23 protein-coding genes and 1 pseudogene are annotated in these 17,912 nt (G+C 67.0%); 3 read left to right on the top strand and 21 right to left on the bottom strand.

From position 1 onward, the window contains the following. Positions 1-3 precede the first annotated feature (3 nt). The 17 genes and pseudogenes from rplE to N8I87_RS23870 form a co-directional block, all read right to left on the bottom strand. Positions 4-561 (bottom strand): 50S ribosomal protein L5, encoded by a 558-nt coding sequence (rplE, locus tag N8I87_RS23955; protein WP_061920719.1) that lies wholly within the window; start codon positions 559-561, stop codon positions 4-6. Further along, on the bottom strand, positions 561-884 hold the full coding sequence (gene rplX, locus N8I87_RS23950) for a 50S ribosomal protein L24 (RefSeq protein ID WP_003992365.1): 324 nt from the start codon (positions 882-884) through the stop codon (positions 561-563). The genes rplE and rplX overlap by 1 nt, the downstream gene beginning before the upstream one ends. 2 nt (positions 885-886) lie before the next feature. After that, positions 887-1,255 (bottom strand): 50S ribosomal protein L14, encoded by a 369-nt coding sequence (rplN, locus tag N8I87_RS23945; RefSeq protein WP_003998823.1) that lies wholly within the window; start codon positions 1,253-1,255, stop codon positions 887-889. Between the two features lie 130 nt (positions 1,256-1,385). Then, entirely contained in the window at positions 1,386-1,667 is a 282-nt protein-coding gene (rpsQ, locus tag N8I87_RS23940; protein ID WP_263211605.1) for a 30S ribosomal protein S17, read from the bottom strand. Continuing rightward, positions 1,667-1,891: a 50S ribosomal protein L29 gene (gene rpmC, locus N8I87_RS23935; RefSeq protein ID WP_055632347.1), complete on the bottom strand. Its 225-nt coding sequence runs from the start codon at positions 1,889-1,891 to the stop codon at positions 1,667-1,669. Before rpmC ends, rpsQ begins: the two co-directional genes overlap by 1 nt. Next, positions 1,891-2,310 (bottom strand): 50S ribosomal protein L16, encoded by a 420-nt coding sequence (gene rplP / locus N8I87_RS23930; RefSeq protein WP_004927269.1) that lies wholly within the window; start codon positions 2,308-2,310, stop codon positions 1,891-1,893. The genes rpmC and rplP overlap by 1 nt, the downstream gene beginning before the upstream one ends. Positions 2,311-2,315: 5 nt before the next feature. After that, complete coding sequence (rpsC, locus tag N8I87_RS23925; RefSeq protein WP_003998826.1) at positions 2,316-3,137, bottom strand: 30S ribosomal protein S3; 822 nt, start codon at positions 3,135-3,137, stop codon at positions 2,316-2,318. Then, positions 3,137-3,484 (bottom strand): 50S ribosomal protein L22, encoded by a 348-nt coding sequence (rplV, locus tag N8I87_RS23920; protein WP_003974262.1) that lies wholly within the window; start codon positions 3,482-3,484, stop codon positions 3,137-3,139. The genes rpsC and rplV overlap by 1 nt, the downstream gene beginning before the upstream one ends. 44 nt (positions 3,485-3,528) lie before the next feature. Further along, positions 3,529-3,810, bottom strand: a complete 282-nt coding sequence (gene rpsS, locus N8I87_RS23915; protein ID WP_003992359.1) for a 30S ribosomal protein S19 — start codon at positions 3,808-3,810, stop codon at positions 3,529-3,531. Positions 3,811-3,822: 12 nt separating this feature from the next. Beyond that, positions 3,823-4,659: a 50S ribosomal protein L2 gene (gene rplB / locus N8I87_RS23910; protein WP_031167077.1), complete on the bottom strand. Its 837-nt coding sequence runs from the start codon at positions 4,657-4,659 to the stop codon at positions 3,823-3,825. Between the two features lie 38 nt (positions 4,660-4,697). Beyond that, on the bottom strand, positions 4,698-5,117 hold the full coding sequence (rplW, locus tag N8I87_RS23905; RefSeq protein WP_164187146.1) for a 50S ribosomal protein L23: 420 nt from the start codon (positions 5,115-5,117) through the stop codon (positions 4,698-4,700). Then, the gene (rplD, locus tag N8I87_RS23900) at positions 5,117-5,770 is read right to left on the bottom strand and encodes a 50S ribosomal protein L4 (protein WP_132857208.1); all 654 of its coding nucleotides are present in this window, start codon (positions 5,768-5,770) and stop codon (positions 5,117-5,119) included. Before rplD ends, rplW begins: the two co-directional genes overlap by 1 nt. Positions 5,771-5,778: 8 nt before the next feature. Continuing rightward, on the bottom strand, positions 5,779-6,423 hold the full coding sequence (rplC, locus tag N8I87_RS23895) for a 50S ribosomal protein L3 (RefSeq protein ID WP_062706771.1): 645 nt from the start codon (positions 6,421-6,423) through the stop codon (positions 5,779-5,781). Positions 6,424-6,440: 17 nt separating this feature from the next. Next, the gene (rpsJ, locus tag N8I87_RS23890; RefSeq protein ID WP_003948644.1) at positions 6,441-6,749 is read right to left on the bottom strand and encodes a 30S ribosomal protein S10; all 309 of its coding nucleotides are present in this window, start codon (positions 6,747-6,749) and stop codon (positions 6,441-6,443) included. 944 nt (positions 6,750-7,693) lie between these two features. Next, the gene (locus N8I87_RS23885; RefSeq protein WP_263211590.1) at positions 7,694-8,089 is read right to left on the bottom strand and encodes a hypothetical protein; all 396 of its coding nucleotides are present in this window, start codon (positions 8,087-8,089) and stop codon (positions 7,694-7,696) included. 436 nt (positions 8,090-8,525) lie between these two features. Then, positions 8,526-9,860 (bottom strand): annotated as a pseudogene (locus tag N8I87_RS23880) (RHS repeat-associated core domain-containing protein); the annotation flags it as partial. A gap of 271 nt (positions 9,861-10,131) precedes the next feature. Then, positions 10,132-10,788 (bottom strand): hypothetical protein, encoded by a 657-nt coding sequence (locus tag N8I87_RS23870; RefSeq protein WP_263211588.1) that lies wholly within the window; start codon positions 10,786-10,788, stop codon positions 10,132-10,134. A 96-nt stretch (positions 10,789-10,884) separates the two neighbouring features. Between N8I87_RS23870 and N8I87_RS23865 the strand changes: the two genes are divergently transcribed. Next, a complete protein-coding gene (locus tag N8I87_RS23865) occupies positions 10,885-11,226 on the top strand; it encodes a hypothetical protein (RefSeq protein WP_263211587.1) in 342 nt (113 codons plus the stop codon). Positions 11,227-11,351: 125 nt separating this feature from the next. Here the strand turns inward: N8I87_RS23865 and N8I87_RS23860 are convergent, their stop codons facing one another. The 3 genes from N8I87_RS23860 to N8I87_RS23850 are packed head-to-tail and all read right to left on the bottom strand — an operon-like array spanning position 11,352 to position 13,143. Continuing rightward, positions 11,352-12,062 (bottom strand): hypothetical protein, encoded by a 711-nt coding sequence (locus tag N8I87_RS23860; RefSeq protein ID WP_263211585.1) that lies wholly within the window; start codon positions 12,060-12,062, stop codon positions 11,352-11,354. Then, entirely contained in the window at positions 12,059-12,271 is a 213-nt protein-coding gene (locus N8I87_RS23855; protein WP_263211584.1) for a DUF397 domain-containing protein, read from the bottom strand. Before N8I87_RS23855 ends, N8I87_RS23860 begins: the two co-directional genes overlap by 4 nt. Then, the gene (locus N8I87_RS23850) at positions 12,268-13,143 is read right to left on the bottom strand and encodes a helix-turn-helix domain-containing protein (protein WP_263211582.1); all 876 of its coding nucleotides are present in this window, start codon (positions 13,141-13,143) and stop codon (positions 12,268-12,270) included. Before N8I87_RS23850 ends, N8I87_RS23855 begins: the two co-directional genes overlap by 4 nt. Positions 13,144-13,298: 155 nt before the next feature. On the opposite strand from N8I87_RS23850, the gene N8I87_RS23845 reads away from it, so the two are divergent. Continuing rightward, positions 13,299-13,733 (top strand): ATP-binding protein, encoded by a 435-nt coding sequence (locus tag N8I87_RS23845; protein WP_263211580.1) that lies wholly within the window; start codon positions 13,299-13,301, stop codon positions 13,731-13,733. A 723-nt stretch (positions 13,734-14,456) separates the two neighbouring features. After that, the gene (locus N8I87_RS23840) at positions 14,457-15,695 is read left to right on the top strand and encodes an IS256 family transposase (protein ID WP_263211578.1); all 1,239 of its coding nucleotides are present in this window, start codon (positions 14,457-14,459) and stop codon (positions 15,693-15,695) included. Positions 15,696-16,636: 941 nt separating this feature from the next. Here the strand turns inward: N8I87_RS23840 and tuf are convergent. Next, on the bottom strand, positions 16,637-17,830 hold the full coding sequence (gene tuf / locus N8I87_RS23835; protein WP_263211576.1) for an elongation factor Tu: 1,194 nt from the start codon (positions 17,828-17,830) through the stop codon (positions 16,637-16,639). Between the last annotated feature and the right edge of the window lie 82 nt (positions 17,831-17,912).

The raw sequence follows: 17,912 nt of genomic DNA, 5'->3' as shown, positions 1-17,912 counted from the left end.
CGCTCACGCCTCCTTGAACGGGAAGCCGAGGTGACGAAGGAGCGCGCGGCCCTCAGCGTCGTTGGTCGCCGTGGTGACCACGGTGATGTCCATGCCCCGGGTACGGTCGATCTTGTCCTGGTCGATCTCGTGGAACATGACCTGCTCCGTGAGACCGAAGGTGTAGTTGCCACGGCCGTCGAACTGCTTGGGGGACAGACCGCGGAAGTCGCGGATGCGCGGGAGCGCGAGCGACAGGGTGCGGTCCAGGAACTCCCACATGCGGTCGCCACGGAGCGTGACGTGGGCACCGATCGGCTGGCCCTCACGCAGCTTGAACTGCGCGATGGACTTGCGGGCCTTGGTGACGGCCGGCTTCTGACCGGTGATCGTGGTGAGGTCGCGGATGGCGCCCTCGATCAGCTTCGAGTCACGGGCGGCGTCGCCGACACCCATGTTGACCACGATCTTGACGAGACCGGGAACCTGCATGACGTTCTCGTACTTGAACTCGTCACGCAGCTTGCCCGCGATCTCCTCGCGGTACTTCTGCTTCAGACGCGGAGTGGTGGTGGTAGCCATCAGATGTCCTCACCCGTCCGCTTGGCAACGCGGATCTTGTTGCCTTCGTCGTCGAAGCGGTAACCGACACGCGTGACGACCTTGTTGCCGTCCTTCTCCACGACGAGCTGAACGTTGCTCACGTGAATCGGGGCCTCGGTCGTGACGATGCCACCGGCCTGCGAACCGCGAGCGGTCGGGCCGGCCTTGGTGTGCTTCTTGACCCGGTTGACACCCTCGACCAGGACGCGGTCCTCGCGGGGGAAGGCCGCGATGACCTTGCCCTGCTTGCCCTTGTCCTTACCGGTGATGACCTGGACCAGGTCGCCCTTCTTGATCTTCATGCTTACAGCACCTCCGGCGCGAGCGAGATGATCTTCATGAACTTCTTCTCGCGCAGCTCACGGCCGACGGGGCCGAAGATGCGGGTGCCGCGAGGGTCGCCGTCGTTCTTCAGAATGACAGCGGCGTTCTCGTCGAAGCGGATGTACGAGCCGTCCGGACGGCGGCGCTCCTTGACGGTGCGAACGATGACCGCCTTGACGACGTCACCCTTCTTCACGTTGCCACCGGGGATCGCGTCCTTGACGGTGGCGACGATGACGTCACCGATGCCCGCGTAGCGGCGACCGGAGCCACCGAGCACACGGATGCAAAGGATTTCCTTCGCACCAGTGTTGTCGGCGACGCGCAGTCGCGACTCCTGCTGGATCACGTCTATCTCCTGTTTGTCTGCCGGTTCCCCGGGGACCGCTCGGTGAGCGGCCCCCGGAGCCTGGCGGAACTGTCCTGCGGGGGATGCCCCGCAGGAACGTACTTTTTTGGAATTCCCTTGCGGGAATTACCTACTTGGCCTTCTCGAGGATCTCGACGACGCGCCAGTGCTTGCTGGACGACAGCTTCCGGGTCTCCATCAGGAGGACGCGGTCGCCGACACCGGCAGCGTTCTGCTCGTCGTGCGCCTTGAGCTTGTTCGTACGGCGGATGACCTTGCCGTACAGCGCGTGCTTCACACGGTCCTCGACGGCGACGACGACGGTCTTGTCCATCTTGTCGCTGACGACCAGGCCCTCACGGGTCTTCCGCGCGTTGCGCTCAGTCTGCTCAGTCACGTTCTTCTCGCTCATCAGGCGTTCTCCACCGTTTCGATGCCCAGCTCACGCTCGCGCATCAGGGTGTAGATCCGCGCGATGTCCTTGCGGACCGCCTTCAGACGGCCGTGGTTCTCGAGCTGGCCCGTCGCCGCCTGGAAGCGGAGGTTGAACAGCTCTTCCTTGGCCTCGCGGAGCTTGCCCAGAAGCTCCTCGTTGCCCAGCTCGCGCAGCTCGGACGCCTTGGTACCGACCGACATCACGCTTCACCTGCCTCGCGCTTGACGATGCGGCACTTCATCGGCAGCTTGTGAGCCGCACGAGTGAGAGCCTCACGCGCAATCTTCTCGTTCGGGTAGGACAGCTCGAACATGACCCGGCCCGGGTGCACGTTCGCGATCCACCACTCCGGCGAACCCTTACCGGAACCCATGCGGGTCTCGGCCGGCTTCTTCGTGAGCGGGCGGTCCGGGTAGATGTTGATCCAGACCTTGCCGCCACGCTTGATGTGGCGGGTCATCGCAATACGGGCCGCCTCGATCTGGCGGTTGGTCACGTACGCCGGCGTGAGGGCCTGAATGCCGTACTCGCCGAACGCGACCGTCGTACCGCCCTTGGCCTGACCACGGCGCTTCGGGTGGTGCTGCTTGCGGTGCTTGACCCTACGGGGGATCAGCATGTCGGTCAGGCCTCCGTTCCGGTGCTCTCAGCCGGAGCGGACGCGGGAGCCTCGGCCTTGGGGGCCTCGGCGCCGGCAGCCTGCTGCGGCTTGCGACCGCGCCGCTCGCCACCGCGGCCACCACGGGCCGGGCGGTCGGCACCACCGCGGGCCGGGCGGTTACCCGCACGGGCCGCAGCGTTCTCGGCGCGGACCTCGGCGATGTTCTTGACGTCGCCCTTGTAGATCCAGACCTTCACACCGATACGGCCGAAGGTCGTCTTGGCCTCGAAGAAGCCGTAGTCCACGTTCGCGCGGAGCGTGTGCAGGGGCACACGGCCCTCGCGGTAGAACTCCGAGCGGGACATCTCGGCGCCGCCGAGGCGGCCACCGCACTGGATCTTGATGCCCTTGGCGCCGGCCTTCATCGCCGACTGCATGCTCTTACGCATGGCGCGGCGGAAGGAGACGCGGGAGGAGAGCTGCTCGGCAACGGCCTGGGCCACCAGCTGAGCGTCGGTCTCGGGGTTCTTGACCTCGAGGATGTTCAGCTGGACCTGCTTGCCCGTGAGCTTCTCGAGGTCACCGCGGATGCGGTCGGCCTCGGCGCCACGGCGGCCGATGACGATGCCCGGACGAGCGGTGTGGATGTCCACACGCACGCGGTCACGGGTGCGCTCGATCTCCACCTTCGAGATACCGGCGCGCTCCATGCCGGACGTCATCATCCGACGGATGGCGACGTCTTCCTTGACGTAGTCCTTGTACAGCTTGTCGGCGTACCAACGCGACTTGAAGTCGGTCGTGACACCGAGCCGGAACCCATGCGGGTTTACCTTCTGGCCCATTACCGGGTTCCTTCCTTGCTGCTGACGACCACGGTGATGTGGCTGGTCCGCTTGCGGATCCGGTAGGCACGGCCCTGGGCGCGCGGCCGGAACCGCTTCAGGGTCGGACCCTCGTCGACGTACGCCTCGGAGATGAAGAGGCTGTCGGCGTCGGTGTGGTCGTAGTTGTGCGCGGCGTTGGCGATGGCGCTGTCGAGCACCTTGCCGACGGGCACGGAGGCTGCCTGCGGAGCGAATCGCAGAACAGCCTGAGCCTCCGTGGCATCCATGCCACGGATAAGGTCCACCACGCGGCGGGCCTTCATGGGCGTAACGCGGATGTACCGCGCCTGGGCCCTGGCTTCCATGGTTGTCCCTCTCAGTTACTTACGTGTCTGAATGCGATCCGCTGCTAGCGGCGCTTCGACTTCCGGTCGTCCTTGACGTGGCCCCGGAAGGTGCGGGTCGGCGAGAACTCGCCGAGCTTGTGGCCGACCATCGACTCGGTGACGAACACCGGGATGTGGGTCTTGCCGTTGTGCACCGCGAGGGTGTGGCCCAGCATGGCCGGGACGATCATCGAGCGGCGGGACCAGGTCTTGATGACGTTCTTGGTGCCGGCTTCGTTCTGGGCGTCCACCTTCTTGATCAGGTGGTCGTCGACGAAGGGCCCCTTCTTCAGGCTACGAGGCATCTCAACCCGTCCTTAGCGCTTCTTGTTCGTCTTGCGGCGGCGGACGATGTACTTGTTCGACGCCTTCTTGGGCGAACGAGTACGGCCTTCCTTCTTGCCCCACGGGGACACAGGGTGGCGACCACCGGAGGTCCGGCCCTCACCACCACCGTGCGGGTGGTCGACCGGGTTCATCACGACACCACGGACGGTCGGGCGAACGCCCAGCCACCGCTTACGGCCGGCCTTGCCCCAGTTGATGTTGCTCTGCTCGGCGTTGCCGACCTCACCGATGGTGGCGCGGCAGCGGACGTCGACCAGGCGGATCTCACCGGACGGCATGCGGAGGTGGGCCATCGAGCCCTCCTTCGCGAGCAGCTGCACGGAGGCACCGGCGGAGCGGGCGAACTTGGCACCGCCACCGGGACGGAGCTCGATCGCGTGGATCGTGGTACCGACCGGGATGTTGCGGAGGGCCAGGTTGTTGCCCGGCTTGATGTCGGCCCCGGGACCGTTCTCGACGCGGTCACCCTGCTGCAGGTTGCGCGGGGCGAGGATGTAGCGCTTCTCGCCGTCGGCGTAGTGCAGCAGCGCGATGCGCGCGGTGCGGTTGGGGTCGTACTCGATGTGCGCGACCTTCGCCGGCACGCCGTCCTTGTCGTGACGACGGAAGTCGATCACTCGGTAGGCGCGCTTGTGTCCGCCACCCTGGTGGCGAACGGTCACACGACCGGCGTTGTTACGGCCGCCCTTGCTGTGCAGGGGGCGGACCAGCGACTTCTCCGGCGTGGACCGCGTGACCTCGACGAAGTCGGCGACGCTGGCGCCACGACGGCCCGGCGTAGTCGGCTTGTACTTGCGGATTCCCATTTCTCAGTCCTCGTCCGATATCGGACGATCCGACCCGCTTACGCGGTCGGACCGCCGAAGATGTCGATACGGTCGCCCTCGGCGAGGGTCACGATCGCGCGCTTGCTGCCGGCACGCTGACCGAAACCGGTCTTCGTGCGCTTGCGCTTGCCCTGGCGGTTGATCGTGTTGACCCCGGTGACCTTGACGTCGAAGACCGCCTGGACGGCCTGCTTGATCTGGGTCTTGTTGGCGCCCGGGGCGACGATGAACGTGTACTTGCCCTCGTCGAGGAGCGCGTAGCTCTTCTCCGAGACGACCGGCTTCAGCAGCACGTCACGGGGGTCCGTGAAGGACTTGCTCAGCGGGGTCTCGACGGTGTTCTTGCCCTCGGTGGCGTGGCGCTTCGCCTTGGCGACGCGCGCGGCCTTGGCGGCCTTGGCGGCCTTCGAGGCAATGCTCGGGTGACGCGTAGCCATCAGGCCTCGCTCCCTTCGGTGTCAGCGGCCTTGGGGCCAGACACGAAGGACTCGAAAGCGGCCTGGGTGAAGACCACGTCGTCCGAGACGAGAACGTCGTACGTGTTCAGCTGGCCCGGCTCCAGGATGTGGACCTGGGGCAGGTTGCGGGCGGACAGCCACGCGGCCTCGTCGGCGCGCTCGACGACCAGGAGCAGGTTCTTGCGCTCGCTGATCTTGCCGAACAGGCTCTTGGCGGCCTTGGTGCTGGGGTTCTCGCCCTCGACCACGCCGGAGACGACGTGGATGCGGTTGTGACGCGCCCGGTCGGTGAGGGCACCGCGCAGGGCGGCGGCCTTCATCTTCTTGGGGGTGCGCTGCGAGTAGTCACGCGGCACGGGACCGTGCACGACGCCACCACCGGCGAACTGCGGCGCGCGGGTCGAACCCTGGCGGGCGCGACCGGTGCCCTTCTGGCGGTACGGCTTCTTGCCGCCACCACGGACCTCGCCGCGGGTCTTCGTCTTGTGGGTGCCCTGGCGGGCAGCGGCCAGCTGCGCGACGACGACCTGGTGGATCAGCGGAACGCTGACCTTGGCGTCGAAGATCTCCGCGGGGAGCTCGACGGAACCGGCCTTGTCGCCCGCCGGCGAAAGGATGTCAACAGTGCTCATCGGTTACCTCAGGCCCCCTTGGCCGCGGTGCGGACCAGGACGAGGCCGCCGTTCGGACCGGGAACCGCGCCCTTGATGAGCAGCAGACCCTTCTCCGCGTCAACGGCGTGGACGGTCAGGTTCTGGGTGGTGACCCGCTCGTTGCCCATGCGACCCGCCATGCGGAGGCCCTTGAACACGCGGCCCGGGGTGGCGCAGCCACCGATGGAACCGGGGGAGCGGTGCTTGCGCTGGGTGCCGTGTCCGGCGCCGAGGCCCTTGAAGTTGTGACGCTTCATGACACCGGCGAAGCCCTTGCCCTTGCTCTTGCCGGTGACGTCGACCTTCACGCCGGCCTCGAAGACCTCGGCGGTGACTTCCTGGCCGAGCGTGTACTCGGAGGCGTCAGCCGTACGGATCTCGACGAGGTGACGACGGGGGGTGACGTCGGCCTTGGCGAAGTGGCCCTTGAGGGGCTTGTTCACCTTGCGCGGGTCGATCTCGCCGAAGGCGATCTGGACCGACTCGTAGCCGTCGACGTCGTTGGTACGGACCTGGGTGACGACGTTGGGGCCGGCCTTGACGACGGTGACCGGAACAACACGGTTGTTCTCGTCCCACACCTGCGTCATGCCGAGCTTCTCGCCCAGGATGCCCTTGATCTGCTTAGCCATTCTCAGCTCACCGACCCTCAGAGCTTGATCTCGATGTCGACGCCGGCCGGGAGGTCGAGTCGCATCAGAGAGTCAACGGTCTTGGGGGTGGGGTCGAGAATGTCGATCAGGCGCTTGTGCGTGCGCATCTCGAAGTGCTCGCGCGAGTCCTTGTACTTGTGCGGCGACTTGATGACGCAGTACACGTTCTTCTCAGTGGGCAGCGGCACCGGGCCCGCGACCGACGCACCAGTGCGGGTCACCGTCTCGACGATCTTCTTCGCCGAGGAGTCGATGACCTCGTGGTCGTAGGCCTTGAGCCGGATGCGGATCTTCTGTCCCGCCATGGCTACTCAGTAGTCCTGTCTCTTCAACGCTCTGGAACCCGGTGTTCCTCTTCCCGTCCTCCGACCCACGCGGTCGGGCGTGTCGCGCTCCCGCTGACAGAGATGTCCCTTGTTCGAACATCCCTACGGGACTGCACACGGCCCTACCGGAACCGCAAGCCGGGGGCGGAAGGCCCACCGGGCGCCTGGCCGGTGCCGCGCTCACACTTCCCGGAAGATTCCCGTACGTCCGCCCCAGTGCTGCCCGCAGGCAGTTAGGGCGACGAGTACTGTGGGACTCGCTTCCGGTCCTCCCGGCGGGAGGCGCGCAGCATCAACACTCGACCGAGCAACCCCGCTAGTCTGCCATACGGGGCAGGGGGCTGGCCAATCGGGCCGGAGAGAATACCCCTCGGGTGACGTAGGTCAAACCCGGGGCCCGGCAGGGCGTACGGGGTGAGCCCGCCGGACACGGCGCCGAGCAGCCCGGCGAGCGCGCCCGTCACGAGACCCTGCAGGAAGGGTACGGCGACGAGCCCGGCGGCGGCCGCAAAACAGCAGGCTGCGGTCGCGGCTCCCGACGCGTAGCGCGGCAGTCGCGGCATCGGTACCGCGGAGAGCCGCGGGCCGGTCTCCCGCTCCGGCGCCCTCTCGTCCCGCAGCTTGGCGGTGGCAGCGATCTCCTTCCACCGTGTGAGTCTGCACAGCCTGCCCGCATGGCCGGCGAGCGGGGCGGCCCTGCCCCGGACATGCTTGCCCCCGATACGGATCCGGGAGTTCGTTCCGTCCGTGCCCCGGAGCCGGACCGTGCGGGTGCTGCCGTCCGCGGGGGCAAGCTGAAGCCGGTAGGAACCGATCGTCTGGAACTCCCCCACATCCGCGCCGACGGACTGGCGACAGTCGGCGCTGCGCGCGGCGGCGTACCGGCCTACGTTGCTCTACCAGTGACTCCGATCCAGGGTGACTCATGAGGATTCCGGATCAGCGCGAGCATCTGATCGGGCGCTGGAGGTCGCGAGGATCTGTTGAAGGCGTCTGACCTCGTTCACGAGCTTGGGTACGACATCTCTGGCCATAGCGATGAAGGCCGCGTTCTCGTCCCAGCGGCCGTCCGCGCAATCCACGTAGCGGGGGTGCTGTACCAAAGTGGCCGCGACCAACTCTCCATGGTCGAAGTCGGGCCATCGCTCCCCTCTGCCCGTGTCCTCCACCGTGCTGACCCCAACAAGGTTCATGGCGTAGTCGTCATCAAGGTTTCTGACGAACCACGGGCCCGGCGTAGCGACCGAGCACATCTCTTCGATCTCGTCGAGATCAAGCCCCTCCACGCTCCCGCCAGGCGCGGCCTCATCGAGCCCCATAGTGACAGTCCCTCCTCAAGACTGGTGTGCCCTGTCTCACCAGCACCTAATATCGCTCTGTTGAAAATCCTAGACGTTCTGCATTTTGATAGAACTTCTTGTCATTCGTAATGATCGACAACCCCTCCTGTGCGGCAGAATGCAAGACCATTGCATCGTGGTCACGAATCATCGGGTTGAAACTCTTACCTTTCCACATCGCCTTGAGTCTCGCCTGGAAGTCCTTCACGCCTTGCTCAGTGGCTTCCGGGCCCATTCGGCCGCCACGCTCCGACAGCCACTTACTGATGACTTCGGGGTCATGCCCGCCTTCGAGAAGTTCGCGATGCGCCTGGGGAGAAAGGACAGGCGATCTTCCCGCCAGTGCCGCATCCACTTCGGCCGTCTTGGTGCCATTTAGTGCATCGATCACGGGATTGGTGTCGACGGCCACATACGGGGAGAGCCCAAGTGGATCGGTCCATCGGTAGGGGTTGGTGACATATACATCCGGGTTGGGCGATGGCTCGATACCGAGCGGGTCAGATGTCAGATAACGAGCGGTTTCTGGATCGTAATGACGGAAGTAGTTATAGTGCAGGCCTGTTTCCGGGTCGAAATACTGGCCAGGGAAACGAAGTGGAGTGTAGGTGCTGGAATCGGCCGTCCAGGCCGTCGTACCCCATACGGTACTGCGGGCTTGCCAACCCGCCTTCCCATGCTCGTCGACGAGTTCAGTCGGGGTTCCCACCAGATCGGTAATAATCGCGAAGAAGCGCGAGTTGATTTCCTCTTGCGGTGCATCCGTCGCCATCACGCGCTCTGTCTGGGCCACCGGGTGCGAGTCCTGGTGGTCCCAGGTGAGAGACACCGGGTTCGGTAGGCCGGGGGCGACCGTCGTCTGCTCACAGAGTGTCGTACCGTCCCAGGTGAAATCGATGCGCTCGACGACCTCCTGCCCATCGCCGCCCAGGCGAAGCTTGGCCGTGCGGCGCCCCAAGGCGTCGTACTCATAACGCCAGAGAGTGCCATCCGGCGTGACCAATGCCGTCAGGCGGTCTTCAGCATCCCATTCGTAACGCCAGGTGTCCGGCTTGCGGGACAAGCGAGGCTTTCGGCGCAGGGTGATGCGGCCCAGAGCATCGTGTTCGTAGCGAACGCGGCCAGCCCGTGTGATGCGACTACCCTCGTACTCGCGGGCTCCCAAGGCCTCGCGGCCCGGGTGGTTTGTCGGCCATTCGGCTGCCGTCTGATTGCCTGCGTCGTCGTAGGCGTACCTCTCGGTCCAGTCTTCCGCGTGCACCGCTGTAACACGACCCACTGCGTCCAGTTCGAAGCGGCGGTCGCCGGCCAGTGGGTCGCCGATGGCTATCACGTTGCCATCAGCACGGTAACCGTACGTGCGGCGTCGGGGGCGGGCCCCGACCGGCCCGGTAAGCGTCTGACTCGTCAGACGCCCCATGGGGTCGTAGGTTTTGGACAGGGTCAGGTTTCCGCTGATATGACGGGCCAGTTCGCGACCAACCTCGTCGTAGGTGAACTGGATTGATCGGCCGCCGGGGGTGACCACGCTGGTGCGACGCCCCGCTGCGTCATACATCCAGGTGCTGCGGGCACCGCTGGGCGTGATACGTGCCGTGCGTCGACCGAGTGCGTCGTACTCGAACGACAACCTGCGGTCGTTGACCCTTTCCTCGATGAGACGACCGTGGTTGTCACGGAGAAGGTCGAGCGTCCCGTCCGGGCCGACAGCATGCGCAAGTCGGTCCGTGGAGTCGTACGCGAACGTCGTGTGAGTGCACCGTTGGTCCGCGCCACCGCGCCCGCATCGGTGATCGCGAACCCCCGCTGAGGGTGATCCAGTTGCATCGCCCGCACGATCCGAGGCGAGGCCTCCTCCAGCGAGCAGTTGAAGGCCAAGCCGATCGCCGCCGTACCGAGGTGATCCTCGCCGCGCTCGAACGCGGCATCCCAGTCCTCGGGGACGTCGATGCCCAGCAGGCCCGCGCCGCTCTCCCAGTCCCACTCGGACGCCATGGCTGCCCTTCCCTCTCCGGCCGTCATCAGCCGGACCCCTCCGCGAAGCGGAACGTCGACGTGATCGCGTCGAAGATGTCGAAGAAGGAGTCGGCGAGGTCGAGGATCTGGCTGCTGCCGGCGACCAGGGCTACCTTGCCCTCCTGTCCGGGCACCGGGATGTACGTCTGCATCAGTACGGCACGGATGGTGCGGTTGAGGCTGTCGCCGGGGACCGGGATGTCCTCGACGCCGTAGGTACGGGCCGCGGGTCCGACGCCGGGGATGTCGACCGTCGTCACCTTGCGCCAGGAGTCGCCTTCCTTCTTCGCCTCCTTGACGGCGAGTTGGGCTGCTATGGACGCGGGGTCGTTCGACAGGGGTGCGCCGTCCCGCGTACGGCCACCGACGAGCGAGACGGTGACCGAGCCGGTGATGGGGGTGTCGCCGCCGAAGCTCTCCGCCATGCAACCGCAGTACATCGCACCGGACTTCCAGGCGTCCGCCGCGGCCTTCTGGAGGAACGTTGTGTAGGTGTCGCGGTACTGGGCCAGCTCGGGGTGCGCCTCGACGCGCTCGTTCACCATGCGCCGGATCGAGTCGTCCCGTGACTCCGGCCGTACGTCGAACTCCCACCACGACTCGGGCACCTTGATGCGGAAACCGCCGCGCTCGATGGTGAGCGCCTCCATGTAGCGGGCCATGGCTGTCGAGTCCCCGTTTCGTCGATCGCTTGTTCAGGCACCATGCTGATGTACGGTGCGGCCAGACTACGAGCTACGAGAACGGGGGACGGTCGCGTGGGCAAAGGCAAGAGCGATCTCTCACTCCCGCTGACCGAGCTGGAGGACTACGGCCGCCGGCTCCGGTCGATCAAGACCCGCCTCAACCACACCAAGAAGCTCTTCGAGTCGTACAAGGACGACGTCGGCAGCGGCAAGGTCAACGACGCCCTCGACGACTTCGAGTCCAACTGGGAGGACGGCCGCGAGGACATCACCCAGCAGCTCGACGCCCTCGCCGACATGTCCGACACCGTCGTCCGCGAGTTCAAGAAGCTCGACGACGAGCTGGCCAAGAAGGTCAACGACGCGGTGAAGACGGAGGACAAACGGAGCAAGGCACAGAAGAAGGCGGATTAGGGGAGTTCGGACTTCTCGACCTCGTCCGGATCGAGTTCCGGCTCCGGCTCAGCCTCCCAGAAACGCGGGCCGACGCGGATCCGGATCTGCCTGTCGCGGTCGACGTGCACAGCGACGAGCCCCGATCAGGGCGCCGAGCTCTCATTCCGCCCGGACTGGTATTCCGGCGAGCCCGTCGTACGAGCCGACGGGGGCTGCGTGCGCCCCGCCGACTGAACAGGCGTCGGCAGCAGTTCCTCCAGTGCCTCGTCGTACGCCCGGAAGCCCGCCCTTCCGCTCAGCGGCGCGTCCGAGTCGGCGCGCAGGACGGGTGGGAGGTGGGCCACTCGCCACATCCTGAAGACCAGTGCGGGGGCGCTGCGGCCGGTGGGGTCCGCCAGGTCGGATGCGATGTCGAGGATGTCGGCGATCCGAGGGGCGCCCTGGTGAGGCCCCGTCCCGGCCGCGACGGCCGCGTTGATCAACGCCTGGAGGAGATCCGTCAGTTGTATGTCCGCGCCCATGCGGCACATGCGTCGCACCTGTGCCGGCTCGTCCAGCTTCCCCAGGGGCTCCGGGACTCCTGTGAGTCCTCCGGACCAAAGAAGCAGATGCGCCGCCGAGACTTCGTAGTCGCGAAACCAGCCCACCTCGTCGGCCATCGCCATCTCCGCATCGCCGAAGCGGCAGACCGACCGGATACCGACCATCAGGTGGCTCATCTCATCCCGCTTACGGGACAGGAATCCGCCGACCGAGACATCCGCAAGATCCCAGGCGCCCGTGGCGTTCACCGCCCCGATTTCCACTACGCCCCCGAGCGGACCGAAGACCTCGCGGGCGCGGGCGAGGGTCACGCTTCAGCGGCGTACGCGACGAAGGCCGTCCAGGTGGACGGTGGGAAGGTGAGGTGGGGGGCGTGGGTGGGGTTCTTGGAGTCTCGGATGTGGATGGTGGTGGGGGTGGGGGCGATTTCGACGCAGGATTCGCCATCCGTGCCGCTGCTGTAGCTGCTCTTGAACCACGCCAGCTCGGAGGCGTCCCCGACTGAAGCCTTGCGGATCATGTTTCTCCCAGCAGTTGCTCGATGAAGGCCAGCGACTCCCGCGGCGGGAGAGCCTGCGCCCGGATGGTGCCATAGCGCGGCTCAAGGATGCGCAGATGCCTCGGGTCGGAAGTCGGTCGGCCATTGAAGGCGCCGTCGGAGCGCCCCATGGCCGTACCGTCCTCGAACTTCAGCAGTTCGATCCTGCCGTCCAGCCCAGGGTGGGCATCGCTTCTGGTCGGCATCATCTGAAGCGTGACATGACGCAACCGCCCCACCTCCAGCAGACGTTCGAGCTGCTGCCGCCAAACCATTGTGCCCCCGACGTTCCGTCGCAGTGGCGCCTCTTCCAGCACGAAACTGATCGACGGGGCCGGGGTCCGGTCGAACACCGATTGCCGAGCCAGACGAGCGGCCACCATCCGTTCCACGTCGTCCGGCGAGTACGGCGGTTGCCCGGCCTCAATCAAGGTCCGCGCGTGATCTGGCGTCTGCAGGAGCCCACTGACGCTGTTGCACTCGTACACGCCGATCTCAACCGCCTTGGCCTCCATCTTCGCCAAGTCCCGCACCTTCTTCGGATACCGGACCTTGGCCACGTCCTCCTTCATCGCCGAGAGCAACCCGCCCGCCCCCAACACCTCGTCCGCCCTGTCCAGATACTCGGGCCTTGGGATCCGCTTCCCGCCCTCGATCTTGTACACCATGTCCTCGCCATACCCGACGGCCTCCCCGAACGCGGCGGCCCGCATTCCCACCGCCTCGCGCCGCAGCTTGAGCTGACGTCCGACGGTTGCGATCACGGCGATGCCCCAGTCGTCGTCCGGGTCCACTTCCCAACCCGGTTCGTCGGCCTCGCTCTTGAGCCGTACCGCCTCGCCGTCCACACTCATCCCGCACCCCTCCGTCGTACGACCGTGCCGCGACGCCCCCTACCCGTACGGCCGTCCTCGACAGCCCGGACGTGACCGGACAAGCGCCGGACAGTAACCGTACGTATCGGCGGCGTCACTGTTCACGGCACGCAGACGCGGCCACGCTGAGTGACGTGAACCAGGAAAACTCCACCCAACTCGACTGCACCGTCCGGAACTTCAGCGTGCTCCTGTCACCCACGCCCCGGGGCGCCCGCCTGGCCCGGCTCCTCGCCACCGAGCAACTGCGCTCCTGGGGGCTGCCGTCGGAGGAGGCGGCGCAGGTCGTCGCGGAGCTGGCCGCCAACGCGGCCACGCATGGGCGTGTGCGGGGGCGCGACTTCCGGCTGTCGCTGTACGTCGTCGCCGACACCCTCCGTATCGAGGTGACGGACACTCGCGGGGACGGCCTGCCCTGCCCTCAGCGTCCCGCCCCCGAGTCGGAAGTCGGCCGGGGTCTCGTCCTCGTCGAGGCCTTCGCCGACCGGTGGGGCGTTGTCCCTGGACCACGTCCCCGCAAGACGGTCTGGGCCGAGCTGACCGTCTTACGGTGTGCCACGTCCCGGTGAATCACTGCCCGGTCGTAGGTCTTTGCCGACGCCGACTGTCAAGCACAGGTGGGCCGCCCGCTTCTTGGTCAGTGTCGTGCTTCCACGACCCGAGTAAAGGGCGCTCCGCTATCGCTCCGCGTCGCCTTCGGCGATGGCCCTGCGGGCCACCCTTGACTCGGCTCGCTCCAACACGGGTGAGAAGCGAGCGGGCAGCCCGGGGAAAGTGGCCGGCTTGGGGCACCATCCCTTGGGTGGGCTGCGTTCGCGTCCTGAGTTCGGGGGCGCGCTCGCGCCTCGCCAGCACGCCGGGTCGGCATAGCGGCTTGCGGCCAGTGGGCGGTCGGGCGCAGAGGCCGGGTGGGCGCACGCCGGGCGAACTCAGCGGCCTGCGGCCAGTGGGCGGTCGGGCGCAGAGGCCGGGTGGGCGCACGCCGGGCGAACTCAGCGGCCTGCGGCCAGTGGGCGGTCGGGCGCCGAGGCCGGGTGGGCGCACGCCGGGCGAACTCAGCGGCCTGCGGCCAGTGGGCGGTCGGGCGCCGAGGCCGGGTGGGCGCACGCCGGGCGAACTCAGCGGCCTGCTGCCGGTTGGGGGAGGGAGCAAAGGGGCCGGTTGCGTCCAGGGAGATGGTGTACGGGTTCGACCTGATCCGGGGGTTTGCTCCGGCGTTGGGATGAGGCCCGCATAGATGAACGGCCACCGGCTGATCTTCGAGGTGTCGAAGCCCGAAGGAGATCAGCACGATGACCGCACCCGACAGTCTGCCCCTGCATGTCCTCGCCGAGGACAACCTCGCTGCGGCGAGTCCCGATCTGCTGCGCGCGATGGTCAAAACGTTCGCCGACGCGCTCATGTCCGCCGAGGCCGACGCCCTCTGCAACGCCGAATACGGGCAGGTCAGCGACGAGCGAGTCAACCACCGCAACGGATACCGCCCACGCGAGTGGGACACCCGGGCGGGCACCGTCGAACTCGCCATCCCCAAGCTCAGGTCCGGCAGTTACTTCCCGCACTGGCTGCTGGAGCGACGCCGGCGGGCCGAGCAGGCCCTCATCTCGGTGGTCGCCACCGCCTACCTGCTGGGCGTCTCGACCCGCCGAGTGGAGAAGCTCGCCGAGACCCTCGGCGTCACCCAGCTATCGAAGTCGCAGGTCAGCGCGATGGCCAAGCACCTCGACGAGCAGGTCGCCGCGTTCCGTAATCGCCCCCTGGACGCCGGCCCCTACGCGTTCGTCTGGGTGGACGCGCTCACGCAGAAGGTCCGCGAGGGCGGCCGGATCATCAACGTCCACGCGCTGATCGCGGTCGGCGTCAATGCCGACGGGCACCGCGAGATTCTCGGCCTGGACGTGGCCACCGCCGAAGACGGCGCCGGCTGGCTGGCCTTCCTGCGCTCACTGATCGCCCGCGGCCTGTCCGGCGTCCAACTGGTCATCTCCGACGCGCACATGGGCCTGGTCAACGCGATCGGGGCCACCCTGCCCGGCGCGAGCTGGCAGCGATGCCGTACTCACTACGCCCGCGCACTGCTCAGCCAGGTCCCCAAGTCGGCCCAGCCGTGGGTGGCCACCCTGCTGCGGACCGTCTTCGAACAGCCCGACACCGAAGCCGTCCAGGCCCAGATGCGCCACGTCCTCGATGCCCTGGAAGCCAAGTTCCCCAAAGCCGCAGCCCACTTGGACGCCGCTCAGGGCGACGTGCTGGCGTTCACCGCGTTCCCGCGCGAGAGCTGGCGGCAGATCTGGTCGAACAACCCGCAGGAACGACTCAACAAGGAGATCCGCCGCCGCACCGATGTGGTCGGCATCTTCCCCGACCGCACCGCCCTGATCCGCCTGGTCGGCGCGGTGCTGGCCGAGCAGAACGACGAGTGGACCGAAGCCCGCCGCTACATGGGACTCGACCTCCTGGCCAAGGCCCGCCTCCACCCGATCGAGTCAGAAACCGACGAGACCGTCCTCCCGACCGAACTCACCGCATAGCCTCAAAACGAGATCACCGAGTGGCCGTCGATACACCACTCCAGCGGACGTGACCAAGGGGCCGGGAGGGAGGGGGGTGTGGCGGCTGAGTGTGCGTGAGGTGGGCGATAAGTAGGTGGTTGGAAGGAATGGGACAGCCCAGGCCGCTGCTGACCTGGTCCTTTGGGTTCCCGACTGGCCGATTCCTTCCAATCGCTTCCCTAGGGCGCGATTGGTCACTCTCCGCAAGCTGTTCAGCCCGACCCGGTGCTCCCAGCCGCCTCGGGCACCCCACCCACCGGCCGCAAGCCGCCAATCCCACCCGGCGTGCCACCACCCGGCCGATGCGCGCCCCGCCCCACCGGCCGCTCGCCGCTGAGCCGACCCGGCGTGCCGCCACTCAGCCCCCGCGCTCCACTCCCCACCGGCCGCAAGCCGCCAATCCCACCCGGCGTGCCACCACCCGGCCGATGCGCGCCCCGCCCCACCGGCCGCTCGCCGCTGAGCCGACCCGGCGTGCCGCCACTCAGCCCCCGCGCTCCACTCCCCACCGGCCGCACGCCGCTAAGCCCGCCCGGCGTGCAGGCGAGGCGCAACCGCGCCCCCATCACCCCGGACGCGAACGCAGCCCACCCAAGGGCCCGACCCACCCAAGCCGGCCAGTTTCCCCCGGCCGCCCGCTCGCTTCTCACCCGTGCTGGAACGCCCCTAGTCAAGGGTGCCCCGCAGGGGCATCGGCGCAGCCGACGCGACCGCAGGGAGCGCCCTTTACTCGGGGCGTGGAAGCACGACGCTGACCAAGAAGCGGGCGGCCCCGCGGCAACCTTCAAAGTCGCGTGCACTTCAGCGCCGGCCCGCCCACCCCCGCCCACCCCGCACAACGCAAAGGGGCCCGTACGACCGAAGTCGTACGGGCCCCCTCGACAGCTACCAGGTCAGAGACCTGGCCGGGTCGGTCAAGATCACTTGTTGATCTTGGTGACCTGGCCGGCGCCCACCGTGCGGCCACCCTCGCGGATGGCGAACTTCAGGCCCTCTTCCATGGCGACGGGCTGGATGAGCTCCACCGTCATCTCGGTGTTGTCACCCGGCATGACCATCTCGGTGCCCTCGGGGAGGGTCACAACGCCGGTCACGTCCGTCGTACGGAAGTAGAACTGCGGACGGTAGTTGTTGAAGAACGGCGTGTGGCGGCCACCCTCGTCCTTGGAGAGGATGTAGGCCTGCGCCTCGAACTCGGTGTGCGGGGTGACCGAGCCCGGCTTGATGATGACCTGGCCGCGCTCGACGTCCTCGCGCTTGATGCCGCGGAGCAGGAGGCCGACGTTCTCGCCCGCCTGGCCCTCGTCGAGCAGCTTGCGGAACATCTCGATGCCGGTGACCGTGGTGGTGGTCTTCTCGGTCTTGATGCCGATGATGTCGACGGTCTCGTTGACCTTGAGGACACCACGCTCGATACGGCCGGTGACGACCGTACCGCGACCGGTGATCGTGAAGACGTCCTCGATCGGCATCAGGAACGGCTTGTCGACGTCACGCTCGGGCTCCGGGATGGAGGTGTCGACGGCGTTCATGAGGTCGAGGACCGACTGGGTCCACTGCGCGTCGCCCTCAAGGGCCTTCAGCGCGGAGACACGCACGACCGGCAGGTCGTCGCCCGGGAACTCGTACTCGGAGAGGAGCTCACGGACCTCGAGCTCGACGAGCTCCATGATCTCCTCGTCGTCCACCATGTCGGCCTTGTTCAGGGCGACAACGATGTACGGAACGCCGACCTGGCGGGCCAGGAGCACGTGCTCCTTGGTCTGCGGCATCGGGCCGTCGGTGGCGGCGACCACCAGGATCGCGCCGTCCATCTGCGCGGCACCGGTGATCATGTTCTTGATGTAGTCCGCGTGACCCGGGCAGTCGACGTGGGCGTAGTGACGCGCCTCGGTCTGGTACTCGACGTGCGCGATGGAGATGGTGATACCGCGCTGACGCTCTTCGGGCGCCTTGTCGATGTTGTCGAACGGGGTGGCCTCGTTCAGGTCCGGGTACGCGTCGTGCAGCACCTTGGTAATGGCGGCCGTGAGGGTCGTCTTACCGTGGTCGATGTGACCGATGGTGCCGATGTTGACGTGCGGCTTAGTCCGCTCGAACTTCGCCTTCGCCACTGGGGTCCTCCTGTGGAGTGGTTCTGTACGCCTTACTTCATCGGCGCCAGGTGATCTTTGCTGGAAAGCCCGGAACCCGGGG

Origin of the sequence: Streptomyces sp. HUAS 15-9 (assembly GCF_025642155.1) — a bacterium.
In the GTDB taxonomy this organism is placed as follows: domain Bacteria; phylum Actinomycetota; class Actinomycetes; order Streptomycetales; family Streptomycetaceae; genus Streptomyces.
The sequence above is the reverse complement of the archived record's forward strand: the minus strand, read 5'-3'. Positions and strand labels throughout refer to the sequence as shown.

Coding starts and splice junctions, on each gene's coding strand:
- rplC (WP_062706771.1), bottom strand. CDS start 6,423: ATGGCTAAGCAGATCAAGGGCATCCTGGGCGAGAAGCTCGGCATGACG.
- rpsQ (WP_263211605.1), bottom strand. CDS start 1,667: ATGAGCGAGAAGAACGTGACTGAGCAGACTGAGCGCAACGCGCGGAAG.
- rplD (WP_132857208.1), bottom strand. CDS start 5,770: ATGAGCACTGTTGACATCCTTTCGCCGGCGGGCGACAAGGCCGGTTCC.
- N8I87_RS23855 (WP_263211584.1), bottom strand. CDS start 12,271: ATGATCCGCAAGGCTTCAGTCGGGGACGCCTCCGAGCTGGCGTGGTTC.
- rplW (WP_164187146.1), bottom strand. CDS start 5,117: ATGGCTACGCGTCACCCGAGCATTGCCTCGAAGGCCGCCAAGGCCGCC.
- N8I87_RS23885 (WP_263211590.1), bottom strand. CDS start 8,089: ATGGGGCTCGATGAGGCCGCGCCTGGCGGGAGCGTGGAGGGGCTTGAT.
- rplP (WP_004927269.1), bottom strand. CDS start 2,310: ATGCTGATCCCCCGTAGGGTCAAGCACCGCAAGCAGCACCACCCGAAG.
- N8I87_RS23850 (WP_263211582.1), bottom strand. CDS start 13,143: ATGAGTGTGGACGGCGAGGCGGTACGGCTCAAGAGCGAGGCCGACGAA.
- rpsS (WP_003992359.1), bottom strand. CDS start 3,810: ATGCCTCGTAGCCTGAAGAAGGGGCCCTTCGTCGACGACCACCTGATC.
- rpsJ (WP_003948644.1), bottom strand. CDS start 6,749: ATGGCGGGACAGAAGATCCGCATCCGGCTCAAGGCCTACGACCACGAG.
- N8I87_RS23840 (WP_263211578.1), top strand. CDS start 14,457: ATGACCGCACCCGACAGTCTGCCCCTGCATGTCCTCGCCGAGGACAAC.
- rplX (WP_003992365.1), bottom strand. CDS start 884: ATGAAGATCAAGAAGGGCGACCTGGTCCAGGTCATCACCGGTAAGGAC.
- rplV (WP_003974262.1), bottom strand. CDS start 3,484: ATGGAAGCCAGGGCCCAGGCGCGGTACATCCGCGTTACGCCCATGAAG.
- rplB (WP_031167077.1), bottom strand. CDS start 4,659: ATGGGAATCCGCAAGTACAAGCCGACTACGCCGGGCCGTCGTGGCGCC.
- N8I87_RS23870 (WP_263211588.1), bottom strand. CDS start 10,788: ATGGCCCGCTACATGGAGGCGCTCACCATCGAGCGCGGCGGTTTCCGC.
- rplE (WP_061920719.1), bottom strand. CDS start 561: ATGGCTACCACCACCACTCCGCGTCTGAAGCAGAAGTACCGCGAGGAG.
- rpmC (WP_055632347.1), bottom strand. CDS start 1,891: ATGTCGGTCGGTACCAAGGCGTCCGAGCTGCGCGAGCTGGGCAACGAG.
- rpsC (WP_003998826.1), bottom strand. CDS start 3,137: ATGGGCCAGAAGGTAAACCCGCATGGGTTCCGGCTCGGTGTCACGACC.